Origin of the sequence: Pseudoduganella sp. GCM10020061, from assembly GCF_042683405.1 — a bacterium.
Lineage (GTDB): Bacteria > Pseudomonadota > Gammaproteobacteria > Burkholderiales > Burkholderiaceae_D > Telluria.
The window spans coordinates 13,015-31,166 of record NZ_JBHUJS010000007.1; the positions used below are offsets into that span (position 1 = coordinate 13,015).

19 protein-coding genes and 1 tRNA gene are annotated in these 18,152 nt (G+C 64.4%); 8 read left to right on the forward strand and 12 right to left on the reverse strand.

Features of this window, described 5'->3' with window-relative positions:
* Positions 1-77 precede the first annotated feature (77 nt).
* Both ACFSQR_RS12885 and ispB read right to left on the reverse strand, forming a co-directional pair.
* Positions 78-154, reverse strand: a tRNA-Pro gene (locus ACFSQR_RS12885).
* Between the two features lie 41 nt (positions 155-195).
* Complete coding sequence (gene ispB / locus ACFSQR_RS12890; RefSeq protein WP_377730252.1) at positions 196-1,182, reverse strand: octaprenyl diphosphate synthase; 987 nt, start codon at positions 1,180-1,182, stop codon at positions 196-198.
* Between the two features lie 282 nt (positions 1,183-1,464).
* On the opposite strand from ispB, the gene rplU reads away from it, so the two are divergent.
* The 5 genes from rplU (at position 1,465) to proB (ending at position 4,833) form a co-directional block, all read left to right on the forward strand.
* On the forward strand, positions 1,465-1,776 hold the full coding sequence (gene rplU / locus ACFSQR_RS12895; protein ID WP_377730253.1) for a 50S ribosomal protein L21: 312 nt from the start codon (positions 1,465-1,467) through the stop codon (positions 1,774-1,776).
* 38 nt (positions 1,777-1,814) lie between these two features.
* Positions 1,815-2,087, forward strand: a complete 273-nt coding sequence (rpmA, locus tag ACFSQR_RS12900) for a 50S ribosomal protein L27 (RefSeq protein ID WP_377730254.1) — start codon at positions 1,815-1,817, stop codon at positions 2,085-2,087.
* Between the two features lie 98 nt (positions 2,088-2,185).
* Positions 2,186-3,295 (forward strand): GTPase ObgE, encoded by a 1,110-nt coding sequence (gene obgE, locus ACFSQR_RS12905; RefSeq protein ID WP_377730255.1) that lies wholly within the window; start codon positions 2,186-2,188, stop codon positions 3,293-3,295.
* A gap of 19 nt (positions 3,296-3,314) precedes the next feature.
* Positions 3,315-3,755, forward strand: coding sequence for a hypothetical protein (locus ACFSQR_RS12910; RefSeq protein WP_377730256.1), 441 nt, complete (start codon positions 3,315-3,317; stop codon positions 3,753-3,755).
* Positions 3,715-4,833 carry a glutamate 5-kinase gene (gene proB / locus ACFSQR_RS12915; RefSeq protein WP_377730257.1) on the forward strand — a complete coding sequence of 373 codons (1,119 nt, stop codon included), beginning with the start codon at positions 3,715-3,717 and terminating at the stop codon, positions 4,831-4,833. Before ACFSQR_RS12910 ends, proB begins: the two co-directional genes overlap by 41 nt.
* A gap of 113 nt (positions 4,834-4,946) precedes the next feature.
* Here proB and ACFSQR_RS12920 read toward each other — a convergent pair whose 3' ends face one another.
* The 7 genes from ACFSQR_RS12920 to ACFSQR_RS12950 all read right to left on the reverse strand — a co-directional run bounded on the left by ACFSQR_RS12920 (position 4,947) and on the right by ACFSQR_RS12950 (position 12,071).
* Complete coding sequence (locus ACFSQR_RS12920; protein ID WP_377730259.1) at positions 4,947-5,756, reverse strand: S1 family peptidase; 810 nt, start codon at positions 5,754-5,756, stop codon at positions 4,947-4,949.
* Between the two features lie 115 nt (positions 5,757-5,871).
* Complete coding sequence (gene nth / locus ACFSQR_RS12925; RefSeq protein WP_377730261.1) at positions 5,872-6,588, reverse strand: endonuclease III; 717 nt, start codon at positions 6,586-6,588, stop codon at positions 5,872-5,874.
* Positions 6,585-7,292: an electron transport complex subunit RsxB gene (gene rsxB / locus ACFSQR_RS12930; protein ID WP_377730262.1), complete on the reverse strand. Its 708-nt coding sequence runs from the start codon at positions 7,290-7,292 to the stop codon at positions 6,585-6,587. Before rsxB ends, nth begins: the two co-directional genes overlap by 4 nt.
* 139 nt (positions 7,293-7,431) lie before the next feature.
* On the reverse strand, positions 7,432-8,667 hold the full coding sequence (locus ACFSQR_RS12935; protein ID WP_377730263.1) for a polyhydroxyalkanoate depolymerase: 1,236 nt from the start codon (positions 8,665-8,667) through the stop codon (positions 7,432-7,434).
* 264 nt (positions 8,668-8,931) lie between these two features.
* On the reverse strand, positions 8,932-10,023 hold the full coding sequence (locus ACFSQR_RS12940) for an NAD(P)/FAD-dependent oxidoreductase (protein WP_377730264.1): 1,092 nt from the start codon (positions 10,021-10,023) through the stop codon (positions 8,932-8,934).
* A gap of 101 nt (positions 10,024-10,124) precedes the next feature.
* Complete coding sequence (gene fdxA, locus ACFSQR_RS12945; RefSeq protein WP_377730265.1) at positions 10,125-10,448, reverse strand: ferredoxin FdxA; 324 nt, start codon at positions 10,446-10,448, stop codon at positions 10,125-10,127.
* A 180-nt stretch (positions 10,449-10,628) separates the two neighbouring features.
* On the reverse strand, positions 10,629-12,071 hold the full coding sequence (locus ACFSQR_RS12950; RefSeq protein ID WP_377730267.1) for a hypothetical protein: 1,443 nt from the start codon (positions 12,069-12,071) through the stop codon (positions 10,629-10,631).
* A 172-nt stretch (positions 12,072-12,243) separates the two neighbouring features.
* On the opposite strand from ACFSQR_RS12950, the gene ACFSQR_RS12955 reads away from it, so the two are divergent.
* Entirely contained in the window at positions 12,244-12,519 is a 276-nt protein-coding gene (locus ACFSQR_RS12955) for a polyhydroxyalkanoic acid system family protein (protein ID WP_377730268.1), read from the forward strand.
* A 70-nt stretch (positions 12,520-12,589) separates the two neighbouring features.
* On the opposite strand, the gene ACFSQR_RS12960 is transcribed toward ACFSQR_RS12955, so the two are convergent.
* From ACFSQR_RS12960 to ACFSQR_RS12970, 3 genes are all read right to left on the reverse strand, one after another.
* Positions 12,590-12,844: an acyl-CoA-binding protein gene (locus ACFSQR_RS12960; RefSeq protein WP_377730269.1), complete on the reverse strand. Its 255-nt coding sequence runs from the start codon at positions 12,842-12,844 to the stop codon at positions 12,590-12,592.
* A 78-nt stretch (positions 12,845-12,922) separates the two neighbouring features.
* Positions 12,923-13,129, reverse strand: a complete 207-nt coding sequence (locus ACFSQR_RS12965; RefSeq protein WP_377730270.1) for a hypothetical protein — start codon at positions 13,127-13,129, stop codon at positions 12,923-12,925.
* Between the two features lie 4 nt (positions 13,130-13,133).
* Positions 13,134-13,490 (reverse strand): FKBP-type peptidyl-prolyl cis-trans isomerase, encoded by a 357-nt coding sequence (locus ACFSQR_RS12970; protein WP_377730271.1) that lies wholly within the window; start codon positions 13,488-13,490, stop codon positions 13,134-13,136.
* A gap of 231 nt (positions 13,491-13,721) precedes the next feature.
* On the opposite strand from ACFSQR_RS12970, the gene ACFSQR_RS12975 reads away from it, so the two are divergent.
* Both ACFSQR_RS12975 and ACFSQR_RS12980 read left to right on the forward strand, forming a co-directional pair.
* Entirely contained in the window at positions 13,722-14,534 is an 813-nt protein-coding gene (locus ACFSQR_RS12975) for an EI24 domain-containing protein (RefSeq protein ID WP_377730272.1), read from the forward strand.
* A gap of 432 nt (positions 14,535-14,966) precedes the next feature.
* Positions 14,967-18,050 (forward strand): transglycosylase domain-containing protein, encoded by a 3,084-nt coding sequence (locus ACFSQR_RS12980; RefSeq protein WP_377730285.1) that lies wholly within the window; start codon positions 14,967-14,969, stop codon positions 18,048-18,050.
* Positions 18,051-18,152 lie beyond the last annotated feature (102 nt).

Here is an 18,152-nt window from a genome sequence, read left to right on the forward strand (position 1 = left end):
GCAACTCGGTCCGCGCCGGTTCCGGGTCGCCAAAGCAAAAAGCCCCTGCGATGAGGGGCTTTGCTGTGAGAACATCCTGGTCGGGGTGAGAGGATTCGAACCTCCGGCCTCTACGTCCCGAACGTAGCGCTCTACCGGGCTAAGCTACACCCCGACGGTGTGCTTACGAATCAATAATTCTAATTCTGCAATTTCTCAGTGGTTCCTGTCAACTGCGAACGTGCAGAGTCTTAACATGGATTGCTTATAGACGCTTTCCGGAAGGTCGGCGATAGCGTCCGCGGCACGCTGGGCGGCCACTTCCGCCTCTCGGCGGGTGTAGTCGAGCGCGCCGCTTTGCGTGATGGCGGTCAGCACCGCGTCGAACTGGGCTTCGTCGCCGTTTTCGATGCAGCTGCGCACCAGCTCGCGCTGGGCGGTGGTGCCGTGCTCCATCAGGTAGATCAGGGGCAGGGTAGGTTTGCCTTCGCGCAGGTCGTCGCCGACGTTCTTGCCGATTTCGGACGCATCGCCCGCATAGTCGAGCACGTCGTCGATCAGCTGGAACGCGGTGCCGAGCGATCGCCCGAACTCGCCGGCCGCTTCGATCTGCGCGTCGGTGGCGCCGGAAATCAGCGCGCCCAGCTGGGCGGCCGCTTCGAACAGCTTGGCGGTCTTGGAACGGATGACCTTGAGGTAGCTTTCCTGGGTCACGTCCGGGTCGTGCATGTTCAGCAGCTGCAGCACTTCGCCTTCCGCGATGACGTTGGTGGCGTCCGACAGGATGCGCATGACGCGCATATTGTCCAGCGAGACCATCATCTGGAACGAGCGCGAGTACAGGAAGTCGCCCACCAGCACCGAGGCGGCGTTGCCGAACAGGGCGTTGGCGGTCTGGCGGCCGCGGCGCATCGAGGATTCGTCCACCACGTCGTCGTGCAGCAGGGTGGCGGTGTGGATGAATTCGACCACTGCCGCCAGCTCGTGGTGGGCGGTGCCGCGGTAGCCGTAGGCGTTCGCTACCAGCAGCACCAGCACCGGCCGGATGCGCTTGCCGCCCGCGCTGATGATATATTCAGCGATCTGGTTGACAAGGCTGACCTCGGAATGCAGCCGCTGGCGGATCACCGCGTTGACGGCCTCCATGTCGGCGGCGATCGCGTGGGCAATGTTGTTCTGGGCGGTGGTGTTGGCGGCGGACAAGGCGGGACCTGCGGTATCGTTAAGTGCCGCGATTATACGACAATGGCAATACTTACGGCTAAGCAGGCCTGGTCATTTCCTCGGCGGGAACCATGCCAAGGCCGACGCCTTTGTCCAGCCGAGTGCCGGTTTGGTGCCGGGGCGGCGGGCTGAGTTGTCGACATACCACGAACTCGTGCGGCTTAACAAGCCTTTTGACTCGAAATCCCATCCCATGTATAATCTGCGGTTCCCCGGCGTCAAGCCGTGGGTCTCGATTAACATTTGATGAGGTTTCAAATCATGTACGCGGTCATAAAAACCGGTGGCAAGCAGTATAAAGTTGTCGCTGGCGAAAAACTTAAAGTAGAACAGATACCGGCTGACATTGGTTCCGAACTCACCATCGATCAAGTCCTCGCAGTAGGCGCAGGCGACACCATCAAGTTTGGTGCGCCTTTGGTTGACGGTGCATCGGTACTGGTGAAGGTTGTTTCCCAGGGTCGCCACGACAAGGTCCGCATTTTCAAGATGCGCCGTCGTAAGCACTACCAGAAACGCCAGGGCCATCGCCAGAACTACACCGAAATCCAGGTCGTTTCGATCAACGGCTAATCGCCGCGATCCGACATTCAGCAATCAAGGAGCACTAAATGGCACACAAAAAAGGTGGCGGTACTACCCGCAACGGCCGCGATTCCGAGTCAAAACGCCTTGGCGTTAAGGTCTACGGCGGCCAGTCGATCAACGCTGGCGGCATCATCATCCGTCAACGTGGCACCCCGGTCCGTCCAGGCACTGGCGTGGGCGTCGGCAAGGATCACACCCTGTTCGCGCTGGTTGACGGCACTGTGAAGTTCGTCAAAAAGGGCATCGGTTCCAAGCAGTACGTGACCGTCGTTGCAGCAGAAGCTGTAGCAGCCTGATAGCACGACCTGTTGTATCCTGTAAGGCGCAAGCCTTCCACTGAAAGGCTCTGCCAACGGTAGGGCCTTTTTCGTTTTCTAAAGCGGTAAAAAATACTATGAAGTTCATCGACGAAGCACGCATCGAAGTCATCGGCGGCAATGGCGGCAACGGCTGCGCATCGTTCTGCCGCGAGAAGTTCCGCCCGTTCGGCGGTCCTGACGGCGGCGACGGCGGCAAGGGCGGTTCCATCTGGGCCGTGGCAGACCGCAACATCAACACGCTGGTCGACTTCCGCTACTCCAAGGTGCACCGCGCCAAGGACGGCGAACCGGGCCGCGGCTCGGACTGCTATGGCAAGGGCGCGGACGACATCACGCTGCGCATCCCGGTCGGCACCCTGATCGTCGATGAAACCAACGGCGAGATCATCGCCGACATGACCGAACACGGCCAGACCGAACTGCTCGCCAAGGGCGGCGAGGGCGGCTGGGGCAATATCCACTTCAAGTCCTCGACCAACCGCGCGCCGCGCCAGAAGACCGAGGGCAAGGAAGGCGAACGCCGCGAACTGCGCCTGGAGCTGAAGGTGCTGGCGGACGTGGGCCTGCTGGGCATGCCGAACGCGGGCAAGTCGACCTTTATCACGGCCGTGTCGAACGCCAAGCCGAAGATCGCCGACTATCCGTTCACCACCCTGCATCCGAACCTGGGCGTGGTGCGCGTGTCGCACGAAAAGAGCTTCGTCATCGCGGACATCCCCGGCCTGATCGAAGGCGCGGCGGAAGGCGCGGGACTGGGCCACCAGTTCCTCAAGCACCTGCAGCGCACCAACCTGCTGCTGCACATCGTCGACATGTCGCAGTTCGATGCGAACGTCGATCCGGTCAAGGAAGCCAAGGCGCTGGTCAAGGAGCTGGAAAAGTACGATCCGTCGCTGGCGCAAAAGCCGCGCTGGATGGTGCTGAACAAGCTGGACGTGGTGCCGGAAGACGATCGCAAGAAGGTCGTCAAGGACTTCGTCAAGCGCATGGGATTCAAGGGCCCGGTGTTCGAGATCTCCGCGCTGAGCCACGAAGGCTGCCCGGAGCTGGTGAACGCCATCTACAAGCACCTGGAAGAAAAGCGCGCGCTGGAACACCGCGCCGAAGAGACCACGATTACCGAAGAAGCGCGCGCGATCAGCTCGATCGATGCGGACGATCCGCGCTTCAAGGTTATCGATTAAACTACTTCGTGAAACCGGCATGACGAAAGCGGCGCTGCGCAAGCATGTGCTGCATGCGGTAGCCACTGCGAGTTCGCTCTCGGCGCTTGTTGCGCTGCTCGATCCGGACCGCGTGGCCGCTGTCATGGGGCTGTTTCTCGTGGGCGTGAATGGCTACAGCCAGTTCTACGCCATCTACGTCGGCGTCAGGCTCGCTACCGCGGTGCTGGCGCTGAGCGCGGTGAAGCAGGGCGACCAGCCGCTGCTGACCGACCTGACCGCGATGTTCCTGCTCGCGCAACCTGCCGGCCGCCTGGCCGTGGCAAGCGTGATCGGACTGCCCCAGGGTCCGCTGCTGGTTGTAAGCGTGGTCGAAATCGCGTGCGGCTTGCTGCTGCTGGCGCTGCGGCCCGCGCCGATCAACGCACCGCGCGACGCCAATGACATCCGTCCTCCACAAAGCAAAACGCATCATCGTTAAAGTCGGTTCCTCCCTCGTGACCAACGAGGGCAGAGGACTCGATACTGCCGCCATCGCCAACTGGGCCGCGCAGGTCTCTGCGCTGCGCCGCATGGGCAAGGAAGTGGTGCTGGTGTCGTCCGGCGCCATCGCCGAAGGCATGCTGCGCCTCGGCTTCGACCAGCGTCCCACCGACATCCACGAACTGCAGGCCTGCGCCGCCGTCGGCCAGATGGGCCTCGCGCAGATCTACGAAACCAGCTTCCGTTCGCATGGCATCGGCAGCGCGCAGGTGCTGCTCACGCATGCCGACCTGGCCGACCGCGAGCGCTACCTCAATGCGCGTTCCACGCTGTCCACGCTGCTGCGCATGAAGATCGTCCCCGTCATCAACGAGAACGACACCGTGGTCACGGACGAGATCAAGTTCGGCGACAACGACACCCTCGGCGCGCTGGTGGCCAACCTGATCGAAGCCGATGCGCTGGTGATCCTGACCGACCAGCACGGCCTGTTCAGCGCCGATCCGCGCAAGGATCCATCGGCGCAGCTGGTGCGCGAAGCGAAGGCCGGTGACCCGGCGCTGGAGGCGATGGCCGGTGGCGCAGGAAGCAGCATCGGCAGGGGTGGCATGCTCACCAAGATCCTGGCGGCGAAGCGCGCGGCCAAGTCAGGCGCGCACACCGTCATCGCATGGGGACGCGAGCCGAACGTGCTGACGCGCCTTGCGCAGGGCGAGGCGATCGGCACGCAGCTGCTCGCGCAGACCGGCACGCTGAATGCGCGAAAACAGTGGATGGCGGACCACTTGCAAACCGCCGGCCGCTTCGTGCTGGACGCTGGCGCCATCGAAAAGCTCACGCATGGCGGCAAGTCCCTCCTGCCGGTCGGCGTGGTCGCTGTCGATGGCGAATTTGGCCGCGGCGCGGTCATCACCTGCGTGAGCGAGGGCGGCGTGCCCGTGGCGCGCGGCCTGACCAACTACACCAGCAGTGAAGCGCGCCGCATCATGCGCAGGCCGTCTTCCGAGATCGAATCCATCCTGGGCTTCGTCGAAGGTCCTGAGCTTATCCACCGCGACAACCTCGTCCTGCTCTAGCCGCAAAAATGGCGGAATCGGTCAAAACATGGCCGATTCCGCCAAAAAGCGATCCCTTTGTGCGCGCTCAATGCCGGGAGGTTCTTCCCGAAATCCGGGAGAGCCAATGAAGATTACTTGGACTGGATGGTGCGCTCGATCCAGTCCGCATAGGCGGAGATGCGCACCTGGCGGCCCCGTGATCCATAAAAGCCAGGCTGGCAGTCCGCGATGTCGCCCTCGCAGACCGCGTGTGACGCCAGTCCCGCAAGCCAGCGGCGGCCTTCGGATTCGATCAGCAGCGGACCGCCGCTGTCGCCGCCCCCGGTAAAGGCTTCCAGCGGGAGCGCATCGGGCCCATTGTCGAAGCTGAACTCGAGCCAGTGGCCCACGACCGCGCTGACCTGGTTGGCTCCCATGCGAAGCACGGTGCGGTGCGGCGCATGGGGCGACAGGCCCTTTATGCCGTCGCCGGTGGCCCCTTTGCCGTAGAAGGTCACACGCTTTCCTGCTTCATCGGTGGCGCGGTACAGGGGCAAGGGTTCCACATCGGTCACCGCTTCGTGCAGTTCAATGAGCGCGATATCGTCACGGTCGGTGATGAATTTCATGAACGGAGCGATGTCCCCCTTGGAGGGCACATGCGGCATCGGCTTATACCCGGCGTGGATCACTACACGCTTCACCGACCGCGGTTTTCCGAGCAATACGATCTCGCTGATCGGCTGGTGCTGCCAGGTGATCGCGTGCGCGGCGGTGACCACCCAGCGCGGCGCAATGAGGACACCGTGGCCTTCGCCTGGCATATCGGCCAGCGCGGGGATGGCCGATTCTTTCGCGCGGTATTTGGCCTCGTCCACATCGTGCCGGACGACGACCGCGCTGGCTGGAATGCCGAAGCAAAGCAGTAGGGCGCATGCAGCGAACTTCGGGAGCGAAACCATGTGGGCGGGCCTCCGTATGGACAAAGATGCGTGACGATATCACACCATCTGCCAGCGAAGCTGAACTGGCGGAATCGGCCACGTTATGGGCGATTCCGCCAAAAGTGCGCCGGTGTCAGCGCGTGCTGCGTCTGGACTTCGTTGTCTCGGTATGGGGCCCGGCCTGGGCCGGGACGACGGGCGGGAGCGCGTTGGGCGGGGGCGGAGTCTTGGCTTTGTACTCGCACAGGTCGGCGATCACGCAGTTCCAGCACAGGGGCTTGCGCGCGATGCAGGTGTAGCGGCCGTGCAGGATCAGCCAGTGGTGCGCGTCCATCAGGTATTCCTTCGGGACGAACTTCAACAGCTTCTGTTCGACGATCTCCACCGTTTTGCCCGGCGCGATATTGGTGCGGTTGGAGACGCGGAAGATGTGCGTGTCGACCGCCATCGCGATCTGGCGGAAGGCGGTGTTGAGCACGACGTTGGCGGTCTTGCGGCCGACGCCGGGCAGTTCTACCAGCTCCTCCATCGTTTGCGGCACTTCGCCGTTGTACTTGTCGACCAGGATCTGGCACGTGGCCATCACGTTCTTCGCCTTGGTCTTGTACAGGCCGATGGTCTGGATATAGCTGGTCAGCTCGTCGATGCCCAGGTCGAGGATCTTCTGCGGCGTGTTCGCCACCGGGTAGAGGCGGCGCGTGGCCTTGTTCACGCCGACGTCGGTGGCCTGCGCCGACAGCAGCACGGCGATCAGCAGCTCGAACGGCGTGCTGTATTCGAGCTCGGTCTTCGGCTCGGGATTCGCTTCCTTCAGGCGGCGGAAGATCTCGGCGCGCTTTGCCGGATTCATTGGCCGCCCTTCGCCGCTTCCGCCTTCAGGCGTGCGCGCTCCATGGCGGCGGCGATGATGGCACGCTTGCGCTCCTTCTCGGCCAGCTCTTCTGCGGTGTTGGTGTCTTCCGCATTCACCGCGCGCAGCTTTTCGATGGCCTTGGCGGCCAGGCGCGCGTCGTTCTCTTCGCGCTCGCGCTTCAGGCGCAGGGTGCGGAAGTCGTGGCGTTCGCGCGCCGCGTCGGCATCCTGCTGCGACCAGGCAGCCCAGCCGGTGCGCTCGCCGGTCACAGGCATCATCGTGATGCAATCGACGGGACAGGGGGCGACGCACAGGTCGCAGCCGGTGCACAGCGACGGCAGGATGGTGTGCATCTGCTTGGCCGCTCCCATGATCGCGTCGACCGGGCAGGCCTGGATGCACAGGGTGCAGCCGATGCACAGGGATTCGTCGATGAAGGCGACCGGACGTGGGCGTTCGATTCCGTTGGCCGGATTGATGGGGATGACTTTGCGGCCGAGAAGCGCGGCGAGACGGCCGACGCCTTCGATGCCGCCGGGCGGGCACTGGTTGATGTCGGCTTCGCCGTTAGCGATCGCTTCAGCGTAGGGACGGCAACCGGCGTAGCCGCACTTGGTGCATTGCGTTTGCGGGAGCAGGTCTTCGATCTGGTCGGCGAGCGGTGTGGACACTTGGGGCGCGGCGCGGTGGCAAAGCGACATTATCCGCTAAAACATGCCTGTCATTCCAGCGGACGCGGGAATGGCGGGGCTGCGCCGGGCGAAATGAAAACGCCTCCTGGGAGGAGGCGTTGTCGGTGGACTTGCTAACGATCGGGGGACCCGGGACGGTCCCTTTGCGTTAGCGGTGCTTCTGGATAAAGTCGGTGATCTTCGGGCAGACCATCTCGCGCCATTTGCGGCCCGAGAAGATGCCGTAGTGGCCCGCGCCAGGAGCCACGAAGTCCTGCTGCATGTCGGCCGGGATGCCGCTGCACAGGTCGTGCGCGGCCTGGGTCTGGCCGGCGCCCGAAATGTCATCGAGTTCGCCTTCGACGGTGAACAGCGCGACCGTCTTGATGTCCTGCGGGCGCACCTGCTTGCCGCCCACGTACCATTCGCCGCGCGGCAGGAGGTGTTCCTGGAACACGGTCTTGATGGTGTCGAGGTAGTACTCGGCCGGCATGTCCAGCACCGCGTTGTACTCGTCGTAGAACTGGCGGTGGCTCTCGGCGGAATCGTCGTCGCCGCGCACGAGATGGTTGTAGAACTCGCGGTGGCTCTGCGCGTGGCGGCCCGGGTTCATGGCGATGAAGCCGGCGTGCTGCAGGAAGCCCGGATAGACCTTGCGGCCAAAGCCAGGATAGTTCGCCGGCACCGAGTAGATCACGGTGTTCTCGAACCACGAGAACGGCTTTTCGGTGGCGAGCGTGTTCACCTGCGTCGGCGAGCGGCGCGGGTCGATCGGGCCGCCCATCATGGTCATGGTCTTGGGCAGCAGCGGGTCGTTATCGCTGGCCATCAGCGAGATGGCGGCAAGCACCGGCACGGTCGGCTGGCACACGGAGATCACGTGCAGGTCCGGGCCGAGCTGGCGGATGAAGTCCTGCACGTAGAACACGTAGTCGTCCAGGTGGAACGGGCCGGCCGACATCGGCACCATGCGCGCGTCGGTCCAGTCGGTGATGTAGACGTCGTGCTTCGGCAGCAGGCCGCGCACGGTGTCGCGCAGCAGCGTGGAGTGGTGGCCCGACAGCGGCGCCACCAGCAGCACCTTGGGCTGCCTGAGCGCGGCCATGCGCTTGTCCGAGATGTCTTTTTTAAAGTGCAGCAGCTTGCAGAACGGCTTGACCGCGACTGCGTGTTCGAGGATGCCGACCGGCTCGCCCGCGATCTCGGTCGCGTTGATGCCGAACGCCGGCTTTTCGTAATCCTTCCCGAGGCGGTACATCAGCTCATAGCCGGCAGCGATACGCTGGGCGAACGGGGTGTGCGCGAACGGCGAGACGGGATTCGAGAAAAGCTTGGCAGACGCGTCCGCCCACTGCATCAGCGGGTTCAGGATGGTGCGCTGCATTTCATGAAGTTGGTAAAGCATAAAGGTGTTCCGATCCACTAGTTTTTCCGGCCTGTACTGCAACGGTTTTGATGCGCCAGGTTAATATTTTTTTCCGCAACTCTACTACTAATTCGGGGCTTGCTGGAAATTATTAAGCCCGGGGCCGGAAACGTTGCCGAATGGTTCAGTTGTAGCATGCGCGCCCAATGCCTGTGCGTTAAACGGGGCACACAAAAGCAAACGCCCCGCACAGGCGGGGCGTTGTCTGACAGGGTCATGAGGCGTTGGCTGGCCTCGCGCTGCTTAATCGAAGACCGGGGTCTCGACGCCGAGGATCTTGTGCAGTTTTGGCGACGTGGTCGTGTACTGCATGTGGATCTTCTTGTCCGGGAAGATGTACGGCGCGGCGCCGAATGCTGCCAGCGCTGCCTCGTGGAAACCGGACAGGATCAGCTTCTTCTTGCCCGGGTAGGTGTTGATGTCACCCACGGCAAAGATGCCAGGCACATTGGTCTCGAACTTTTCCGTGTTCATGACCTTGAGCTGCTTGCGCTCGATGTCCAGGCCCCACTCGGCGATCGGGCCGAGCTTTGGCGACAGGCCGAAGAACACCAGCAGCATGTCCAGCGGCACGCGGCGGGTGACGCCATCGGCGCCGGTGACCTTGACTTCGGTCAGCTGGCCGGCTTTCTCGTCGAAGCCGGTGACCTGGCCGATGATCAGCTGCATCTCGTATTCTTCGCACAGCTGCTTCATCTTGGCCACCGATGCCGGCGCGGCGCGGAAGTCCTCGCGGCGGTGCACCAGCACGACCGATTCGGCCTTGCCGACGAAGTTCAGCGCCCAGTCCAGCGCGGAGTCGCCGCCGCCGCAGATGACCAGGTTCTTGCCTTCGAACAGTGCCGGGTCCTTGACGCGGTAGAAGAGCTGGGTCTGGTCGAATTTCTCGATGCCCTCGACCTTGATCGTGCGCGCCTGGAACGAGCCGACGCCGGCAGCGATGAAGATGGTCTTGGTGATGAAGCGGGTACCGGCCGAGGTCTCGACGTTGAAGCGCTGGTCTTCGCGGCGCTGCACATGGGTCACTTCCTGGCCCAGGTGGAAGGTCGGCTCGAACGGCTCGATCTGCTTGAGCAGGTTGTCGGTCAGTTCCTGGCCGGTGCACACCGGCACGGCCGGGATGTCGTAGATCGGCTTGTCCGGATACAGTTCCACGCACTGTCCGCCCACGGCCGCCAGCGAATCGATCACGTGCGCCTTGATCTCCAGCAGGCCGAGTTCGAATACCTGGAACAGGCCGACCGGGCCCGCGCCGATGATGACGGCGTCGGCTTCGATGGCGCCTTCGAAAGTGCTGTTGGCAGCGAGCGTGGCTGCGTCGTGTGGGAGTGTCATGCGATTACATCCTTGATGAGTTTGAGCGAACCGGAGGCGTCCCTGGTGTCGGACGCAAAAGGCAGGGGACAGTCCCAGTAGGACAGTCCCCGGTTCGCGCTTTAGCGGACCAGCTGGTCCAGCTTGTCCTTGACGTCTTTCCATTTCTCCGCGTCGGGCAGCGGAGCCTTGGTCTTCGTGATCGAAGGCCAGTGGCGTGCCAGCTCGACGTTGATCTTGATGAACTGCTGCTGGTCGGACGGCACGTCTTCTTCCGCGTAGATCGCGTTGACCGGGCACTCCGCCACGCACACGGCGCAGTCGATGCACTCGTCCGGATCAATGGCGAGGAAATTCGGGCCTTCCCGGAAACAATCGACCGGGCATACATCGACGCAATCGGTGTAGCGACATGCGATGCACGATTCGGTGACAACGTGGGTCATAACAGTCCTATCTTGATATTTTTGGGGTGCTGGCACGGCTGGGCGGCGCAGGGGGTGGGCCGACCGTAGCAAAGCACTGTATTTTAAGGCAATTCGCCGCTTCTCACAAATCGCGCTTATACACAATCCAAATAAACAAATGCGGCGCTGGCAGCCGTCAAGGGGACTGTCCCTTCGGTATTACACAGGTTCCGGCCACTCCGGCGGGGGCTCGGGCGGGGCTGGCGGCGTGCGCCGGTTCGCGGCGCACCAGCGCTGCAAGGCGCGCAGTTCCTCGTCCAGCACATTGTCGAGCTGATAATACTCGGCCAGGTTCATGGTCCCGCAGCAGGCGCGCCGGTCCTGCACGGCGCCGGGCGCGTCCTGCACGCCAGGCGCCAGGGCGGCGCCCGGATCGGCGTCCGGGGCCGGTTCGGCCAGCACGCCGCGCACCACGAAGCGCTGGCGGATGAAGCCCAGGTAGTCCTCCGCCTTGCCGTCCTCGCGCGCCAGCTGCAGCATCGCGTTGGCCACGTCGGCGAAGGTCGCGTGCTCGTCCGGCGCCTGCATCAGGGCGCGCAGCACCAGTCCCTTGAGGTATTCGCCCACCCGGTGCAGCACCGCGGCGTCGTCGTGCCGGTCCGGCTCGCGCTCCTGGTGGAAGGCGTCGGCCAGGATGTCGTAGACGGCGCCGGTGAACACTTGCGACAGGCCGTGCACCTCGGTGCCCGCTTCTTCCATCGTGATGTCGTTGTCGGCGTTGCGCAGGCCGTTCGGGCGGCCCAGCGCCAGGCCGAACTGCTCCGCGATATCGGCCAGGAAGGTCTTGTCGTGCATGCGTGCCTTGGTCTGCGCGATCACCGCCTCGCACTGGTCGAGCTGGGACAGGGTGAGGAAGATCGCCGTCAGGTCGCCGAACGCTTCGTGCAGGGCGCCCGTCTGCGGCGGCTGGTCGGCCAGCAGCCAGTTGGGCTTGAGGCCGTCGAGCACCGCATGCGCGGTCTCGTGCGCGACGATGTCGAACGAGCGGCAGGTGTACACGCGCGACTTGCTGCCGGTCGGGACGAAGTCGCCGAACTTGAGGCAGTTCTCGTGCCGGCTGTAGTACGCGTTCATCACGTTCGACAGGCCGTACGGGTAGATCTGCAGCGGGTCGGTGTTCTCCTCCGAGTTCCAGTACCACGGGATGGGCGAGTCGCTGCCGGTCGCGGCGAGCGCGCGCTGGTACATGGTGAGCGTCTGGCGCACCACCGCGAAGGTGTGCACCGCATCGAACTGGGGCGTGCCCGGCGTCATCACGAAGTCGCCGAATGCGTTCGGACTGACCGGCGCGATGCCCGGCGCGCCGGACGCAATGCGGGCGTCGCGCGGGCCCTCCAGCACGATCCCGTGCAGGAAGGCCTTGCGGGTGCCGATCTCTTCGACCGAGGGGTCCTGCTTCCAGATCAGCACGCGCGCGCCGAACGCGTAGGGCAGGGGGACCGGCGGCTGCTCGACATTGGTGGGGCGGCCCGGTTCGACCGTCAGCTTGACCGCTTTGCGGTGCTGGCGGTACGTGGCGGTCGGGGTCGGCACGAAGCTGACCGGGGTGGGAGGCGCTTCGACCGTCACGGTCTCCAGCGGTACAAGGACGCGGGTATCCATAGAACCTCCTGTGGTAGCGAGATTGCATCGTCGCGCCTTGGCGAAGGAAAGACTTGCGCCGGCGCAAGCGCCGTAACTGACATCAACTTTTACAAAGTCGCGGGCCGCGGCGCTGGCATCCGGGAGGCGATGGTGGCATCATGTCGCCCTTAAGAGACAGGAAGGGAAGCACATGTCGCACATTAACATCGTTCATCCTCACAAACTGGCGCCCTCGCAGGCGCGCGAAGCGGCGCAACGCGTGGCCGACAAGCTCAAGGCCGAGTACGATCTGGCATGCCAGTGGAACGGCGATGTCCTGCACTTCCAGCGCAGCGGCGTCACCGGCACGCTGGCGCTGACGGCCGAACAGGTCGAGATGAAGCTCAAGCTGGGAATGTTCATGAGCGCGTTTTCTGGTCCGATTGAACAGAAGATCCGCGACAATATGGACAAGGTATTCGGCTAAAGAAAGCCGGGTGCGCTCCCTCTCGGGGGACAGCCACAAACAACAACGGACCGCTTGCGGTCCGTTTGTTTTAGCCCTTGAGCTCTTCGATCAGGTCGATGTACTGCTGCATCGCATCCTCCTGCGAGGTGCCCTTCAGCGCATCCCAGGCGTCGTACTTGGCGCGCGCCACGAAGTCGGTCATGCCCGGGCGCTCGCCCTGCACGTCGCCGCTCGAACCCTGCTTGAACAGTGCGTAGATCTTCAGCAGCGTCATGTTGTCCGGACGTTCCGGCAGGTTCTTCGATTCGGCCTGCGCCTGTTCAAACTGTTCTTGCAAAGTCATGGAGCCCCCGTGGTCTGAATGGTGAATTCCCCATCTTATCCTAATAACAAGCCAGGAATGTAGAGGCCATCCACTACCTCAGTCGTCGTCCTTTTCCTCGTCGTCATCGGGGATGACGGCCTGGGTGGCGCCGACGACGCCTTTGCCCACCAGGACCGTGCCCTTGACGGCGGTGCTGGCCACGGCGACGCCCGCGCCGACAACGGTCGCGCCGACGACGACGGCGGTGCAGCCGCCCAGCATGGCCGTCGCGGCCAGCAGGAGCGCGAGCGCCGCCGCCTTCACGGTCTTAAACGCCCAGCAGTTCGACGTCGAAGATCAGCGTGGCGTTCGGCGGAATCACGCCGCCGGCGCCGCGCGCGCCGTAGCCCAGGCTCGCAGGGATGATCAGGCGGCGCTGGCCGCCGACCTTCATGCCTTCGACGCCTTCGTCCCAGCCGCGGATCACATGGCCTGCGCCCAGCTTGAACTGGAACGGGTCGTTGCGGTCGCGGCTCGAGTCGAACTTGCTGCCCTGGCTGCCGTCGTCATTGCGCAGCCAGCCGGTGTAGTGGACGGTGACGTTCTGGCCAGCCTTGGCCTGGTCGCCGCTGCCTTCGACGGTGTCTTCGTACTGCAGGCCGGATGCGGTGGTGGTCGTGGACATGTGCTTTTCCTTTATAAATCAGCGTGATGGACGATTGTAGACGAAGCGACATCAAAGCGCCATGCGGGGCCGTGCAGTCCCGTGCCGCTGCCATTAGAATGGCGCTTTCATCTCACCGGCCATGCGAATGCACCTTCATCGACACGACGCGCTATCCGCCAGCATGGGCACTGTCCCTGCCGGACGGTCCCCGGACCTGACCGGCTGCCCGGCGCAAAGGAAGCGGAGCTGATGCGTGCGGTCGGCGTGGCCTACGGCCGGGCGCTCGCGGCGCAGTTCCATCCGCGCATGCTGTTCCTGTCGGCGGTGCCGTTCCTGCTGTCCCTGGTGCTGTGGGGCGTGGTGCTGTATTTCGGACTGCAGCCGGCCATCGACGCGCTGCAGGCACTGTTCACCGAATACGGCTGGTTCCGCACCGCGGGCGACACGCTCGCCGGCATCGGCCTGGGCACGCTGAAAGCGGTGCTGGTGCCGCTGCTGGCGATGATGCTCCTGCTGCCGCTGATGATCCTCACCGCCCTGGTGTTCATGGGCGTGGCCGCGATGCCGGCCATCGTCCACCATGTCGGCACCCGCCAGTACCCCCAGTTGGTGCGCAAGAAGGGCGGCTCACTGGCCGGCGGCGCGCTGATCGCGCTCGCGACCTTCGCCGTGTTCGTGCTGCTATTCGTGGCCACGCTGCCGCTGTACGCGGTGCCGCCGCTGGCGGTGGCGGTGCATGTGATCCTGTGGGGCTGGCTGACCTACCGCGTAGTGACCTACGACGCACTGGCCGACCACGCCAGCGACGAGGAACGAAAGACCATCATGCAGCTGCACAAGCGGCCGCTGCTCGCCATCGGCATGATCTCCGGCGCGGCCGGCGCGATCCCGGGCCTGGTGTGGGTCGGCGGGGCGGTGCTGTCGTTCGTGCTGTTCCCGTTCCTGGCGGCCGCCTCGATCTGGCTGTACGTGGTGGTGTTCATTTTTACCGGACTGTGGTTCGAGTATTACTGTTTGCAGGCGTTGGCCGAGCTGCGCGCTGCGCGCGGGGAGCAGGCCTGAACAGCCGGGGACGGTACTACCGGTGTGACGCGCGTAGGCACTGTCCTACGAAGCCGTGCGAAAGCACTAACAACTCGTTGTTTTTTTGCGATACCAATCGATCCATCGTGCAATTTTTTGCGCTGCGGATCGTGCCTTCCTTTTGCTTGTGGTGGAATGGTAGGCAAGCGCAGTACATATACAGGCACCCATTTTTTTAACCAATTACAGCAGTAGCACCGATGGCAAAAGCTTGAATCCTCGGATTGCACTCGAACGCTTGGTAACCTAGCCATCATGGAAAGTAACCGCCGCTTCCGCCGGCCCCGCATCGTTGTCCGCACCATGCGCAAATTGCGCGCCCGTGCCGCGTCGCTCAATTATGGACAGCGCAACCCCGATTCCCCGACCGACTCGCCCGCGCGCCCGCGCCACCTGAAGCTGGTGACGGATATGCCGCCTCCACCGCCGCCGCCAACGGGCGACGAGCCGCCGGCCAAGCCGCGCCGTTCGCGCCATGCCCGCAATTTGCTGCTGGTGCTGGTGTCGGCGCTGTCGATCCTGGTGACCTGGTGGGTGATCAACGAAGCGCGCACCTCGTCGGTGCAGGCGCGCTATTTCGCCAACCTGGCCACCCAGCTTACCTACCGCGTGGCGAAAGGGCCGAGCGATTCGATCCGCTATCCGATCAACAGCCCGTACGACACGCGCCTCGGCTACGCCAACCTGCCGTCCTACCTGCAGCGCCTGAACGACCGCAATTTCGAGGTCACCGCGCAGGCCCGCTTCTCGCCCAAGATGGTGGAGCTGGCCGACAAGGGCTTCAATCCGCCGTACGTGGAAAAGATGCGCGCCGGCCTGTCGATCCTGGATTGCCGCGCGCAGCCGCTGTTCGCATCGAGCTTCCCGGAGCGCTACTACCCGGCCTTCGAACAGGCGCCGCCGCTGCTGGTCAAGAGCCTGCTGTTCATCGAGAACCGCGAGCTGCTGGACCAAAAGAACCCCAAGCGTAATCCCGCAGTCGAGTGGGACCGCTTCAGCAAGGCCGTGTTCGACAAGTCGATCAATACGGTGACGTTCCAGGAAAAGCGCGTCGCGGGCGGGTCCACGCTGGCCACGCAGATCGAAAAATACCGCCATTCGCCGGAAGGGCGCACCAGCTCGACCAGCGAGAAGATCCAGCAGATGGTCTCGGCCACGCTGCGCGCCTACAAGGGCGGCGAAGACACCACCGAAGTGCGGCGCCGCATCCTGGTGGATTACCTCAACACCGTGCCGCTGTCGGCCAAGGTCGGCTACGGCGAAGTCAACGGCATCGGCGACGGCATGTGGGTCTGGTACGGCCGCGATTTCGCGCAGGTGAACAAGGCCCTGACGGGCCCGCTCGACACGCCTGAAGACGTATTGATTTTCAAGGAGGCGCTCAGCCTGATGATCGCGCAGCGCCGCCCGAGCCACTACCTTGGAGCGGGCGAAGCCGACCTGGAAGAGCTGACCAACAGCCACCTGCGCGTGCTGGCCGACGCCGGGGTGATCACGCCCAAGCTGCGCGACGCCGCGCTCAAGGTACGCCTGCATCCTGCGCTCGGCAGCGGTGTCGCGCCGCCGGCTCCGAACACCTTCGTCTCGCGCAAGGCCGCCAACGCGGTGCGCGCGCACCTGGCCGGACTGCTGGGCGAATCGCGCCTGTACAACGTGGACCGCCTCGACCTGACGGTGGCCAGCACTCTCGACGCGCAGGCGCAGCAGGCCGTCACCAGTGTGCTGCGTTCGCTGAACACGCAGGAGGCGGCGCAGGCTGCCGGCCTGACCGGCCGCCACATGCTGGGCAACGGCGACCCGGCCAAGGTGGTGTACAGCTTCACGCTGCTGGAGCGCGGCCGCGACGCCAACTACCTGCGCGTCCAGACCGATAATTTCGACCAGCCTCTCGACATCAACGAAGGGGCCAAGCTCGACCTGGGTTCCACCGCCAAGCTGCGCACGCTGGTGACCTACCTCGACATCATCGACCAGCTGCACAAGCGCTACGCGGCGCGTCCGGCGGCCGAGCTGCGCGGCATCGAAGTGGACCGCCACGACCACCTGTCGCGCTGGGCGCTGGACTACCTCGGCGCGATCGAGGACCCGTCGAAGCGCGACCTCAAGGCGATGCTGGAAGCGGCGCTGGAGCGCAAGTACTCGGCCAGCCCGGGCGAGGCGTTCTTCACCGGCGGCGGCCTGCACACCTTCGGTAACTTCAACAAGGATGACAACCGCAAGATCATGACCGTGCGCGAAGCGCTGCGCCAGTCCACCAACCTGGTGTTCGTGCGCCTGATGCGCGACGTGGTGTACTTCTACATGTTCGAGACGCCGGGCTCCACCGCCTCGCTGCTGGAAGCGTCGAACGACCCGCGCCGCAAGGAGTACCTGGCACGCTTCGCCGACAAGGAAGGCAAGGAGTTCCTGACCCGCTTCTACCAGAAATACAAGGGCAAGCCGGCGGCCGAGATCGAGAAGACGCTGCTGGCCAGCTTCCGTCCGACGCCGTCGCGCCTGGCCGCGGTGCACCGCACGGTGTGGCCGGAAGCGACGCTGGCGCAGTTCGGCGCCTTCCTGAACGAGAACGTGGCGACCAACGAGCTGCCTGCCGACCGCATCGAGCGCATGTACACGCAGTACTCGGTGCAGGAGATGTCGCTGGCGGACCGCGGCTACGTGGCCTCGATCCACCCGCTGGAACTGTGGCTGGTGCGCTACCTGCGCGCCCACCAGGGCGCCAAGCTGTCGGAGGTGTTCGCCGCCAGCACCAGGGAGCGCCAGGAAGTCTACGCCTGGCTGTTCAAGACCAGCCGCAAGCACGCGCAGGACCGCCGCATCAAGGGTCTGCTGGAAATGGAAGGCTTCCTGAAGATCCACCGCCAGTGGAAGAAGATGGGCTATCCGTTCGACTCGCTGACGCCGTCGTACGCGACCGCGCTGGGCGCCTCGGCGGACCGCCCGATCGCGCTGGCCGAGCTGATGGGCATCATCGTCAACGAAGGCGTGAAGAAGCCGGTGCGCCGCCTGCAGTCGCTGCACTTCGCCAAGGGCACGCCTTACGAGACCATGGTGCGCAACCGCGAAGGCGCCAAGGGCCAGCAGGTGCTGTCGCCGGCGGTGGCGCGCGTGGTGGCGGACGCCATCCGCGAGGTCGTCTCGGACGGCACCGCGCGCCGCGCCAAGTCCTCGTTCACGCTGGCCGACGGCACCGTCATCGCGCTGGGCGGCAAGACCGGCACCGGCGACCAGCGCTTCGACGTGTACGCGCCGGGCGGGCGCCTGATCGAGTCGCGCTTCGTCAACCGGTCGGCGACCTTCGTCTTCAACATCGGCGAGCGCTTCTTCGGCAGCATGACCGCGTACGTGGCCGGCCCGAGCGCGGCCGACTACGACTTCACCAGCACGCTGCCGGTGCAGCTGCTCACCACGCTGGCGCCGTCGCTGATGCCGATGATCGAAACGCCGCCGCCGGCCGCCCCCGGCCAGCCGCGCCTGGCCCAGTGCGCGAGGTAAGCCACCCCGTCGTCCCCGCGCAGGCGGGGACCCATCCCGGGCCTGCGGGCCGCTAGCGCTCCCCGCTTCGGAACCTGGGCATGGGTCCCCGCCTGCGCGGGG

What these genes read in the sequence shown, in the direction of transcription:
- ACFSQR_RS12960 (WP_377730269.1), bottom strand. Translation starts at nt 12,844, where the DNA reads ATGACTTTGCAAGAACAGTTTGAACAGGCGCAGGCCGAATCGAAGAAC.
- rsxB (WP_377730262.1), bottom strand. Translation starts at nt 7,292, where the DNA reads ATGTCGCTTTGCCACCGCGCCGCGCCCCAAGTGTCCACACCGCTCGCC.
- rplU (WP_377730253.1), top strand. Translation starts at nt 1,465, where the DNA reads ATGTACGCGGTCATAAAAACCGGTGGCAAGCAGTATAAAGTTGTCGCT.
- ACFSQR_RS12980 (WP_377730285.1), top strand. Translation starts at nt 14,967, where the DNA reads ATGCCGCCTCCACCGCCGCCGCCAACGGGCGACGAGCCGCCGGCCAAG.
- fdxA (WP_377730265.1), bottom strand. Translation starts at nt 10,448, where the DNA reads ATGACCCACGTTGTCACCGAATCGTGCATCGCATGTCGCTACACCGAT.
- ACFSQR_RS12910 (WP_377730256.1), top strand. Translation starts at nt 3,315, where the DNA reads ATGACGAAAGCGGCGCTGCGCAAGCATGTGCTGCATGCGGTAGCCACT.
- ACFSQR_RS12950 (WP_377730267.1), bottom strand. Translation starts at nt 12,071, where the DNA reads ATGGATACCCGCGTCCTTGTACCGCTGGAGACCGTGACGGTCGAAGCG.
- ACFSQR_RS12955 (WP_377730268.1), top strand. Translation starts at nt 12,244, where the DNA reads ATGTCGCACATTAACATCGTTCATCCTCACAAACTGGCGCCCTCGCAG.
- proB (WP_377730257.1), top strand. Translation starts at nt 3,715, where the DNA reads ATGACATCCGTCCTCCACAAAGCAAAACGCATCATCGTTAAAGTCGGT.
- obgE (WP_377730255.1), top strand. Translation starts at nt 2,186, where the DNA reads ATGAAGTTCATCGACGAAGCACGCATCGAAGTCATCGGCGGCAATGGC.
- ACFSQR_RS12975 (WP_377730272.1), top strand. Translation starts at nt 13,722, where the DNA reads ATGCGTGCGGTCGGCGTGGCCTACGGCCGGGCGCTCGCGGCGCAGTTC.
- ACFSQR_RS12940 (WP_377730264.1), bottom strand. Translation starts at nt 10,023, where the DNA reads ATGACACTCCCACACGACGCAGCCACGCTCGCTGCCAACAGCACTTTC.
- nth (WP_377730261.1), bottom strand. Translation starts at nt 6,588, where the DNA reads ATGAATCCGGCAAAGCGCGCCGAGATCTTCCGCCGCCTGAAGGAAGCG.
- ACFSQR_RS12920 (WP_377730259.1), bottom strand. Translation starts at nt 5,756, where the DNA reads ATGGTTTCGCTCCCGAAGTTCGCTGCATGCGCCCTACTGCTTTGCTTC.
- ACFSQR_RS12970 (WP_377730271.1), bottom strand. Translation starts at nt 13,490, where the DNA reads ATGTCCACGACCACCACCGCATCCGGCCTGCAGTACGAAGACACCGTC.
- rpmA (WP_377730254.1), top strand. Translation starts at nt 1,815, where the DNA reads ATGGCACACAAAAAAGGTGGCGGTACTACCCGCAACGGCCGCGATTCC.
- ACFSQR_RS12935 (WP_377730263.1), bottom strand. Translation starts at nt 8,667, where the DNA reads ATGCTTTACCAACTTCATGAAATGCAGCGCACCATCCTGAACCCGCTG.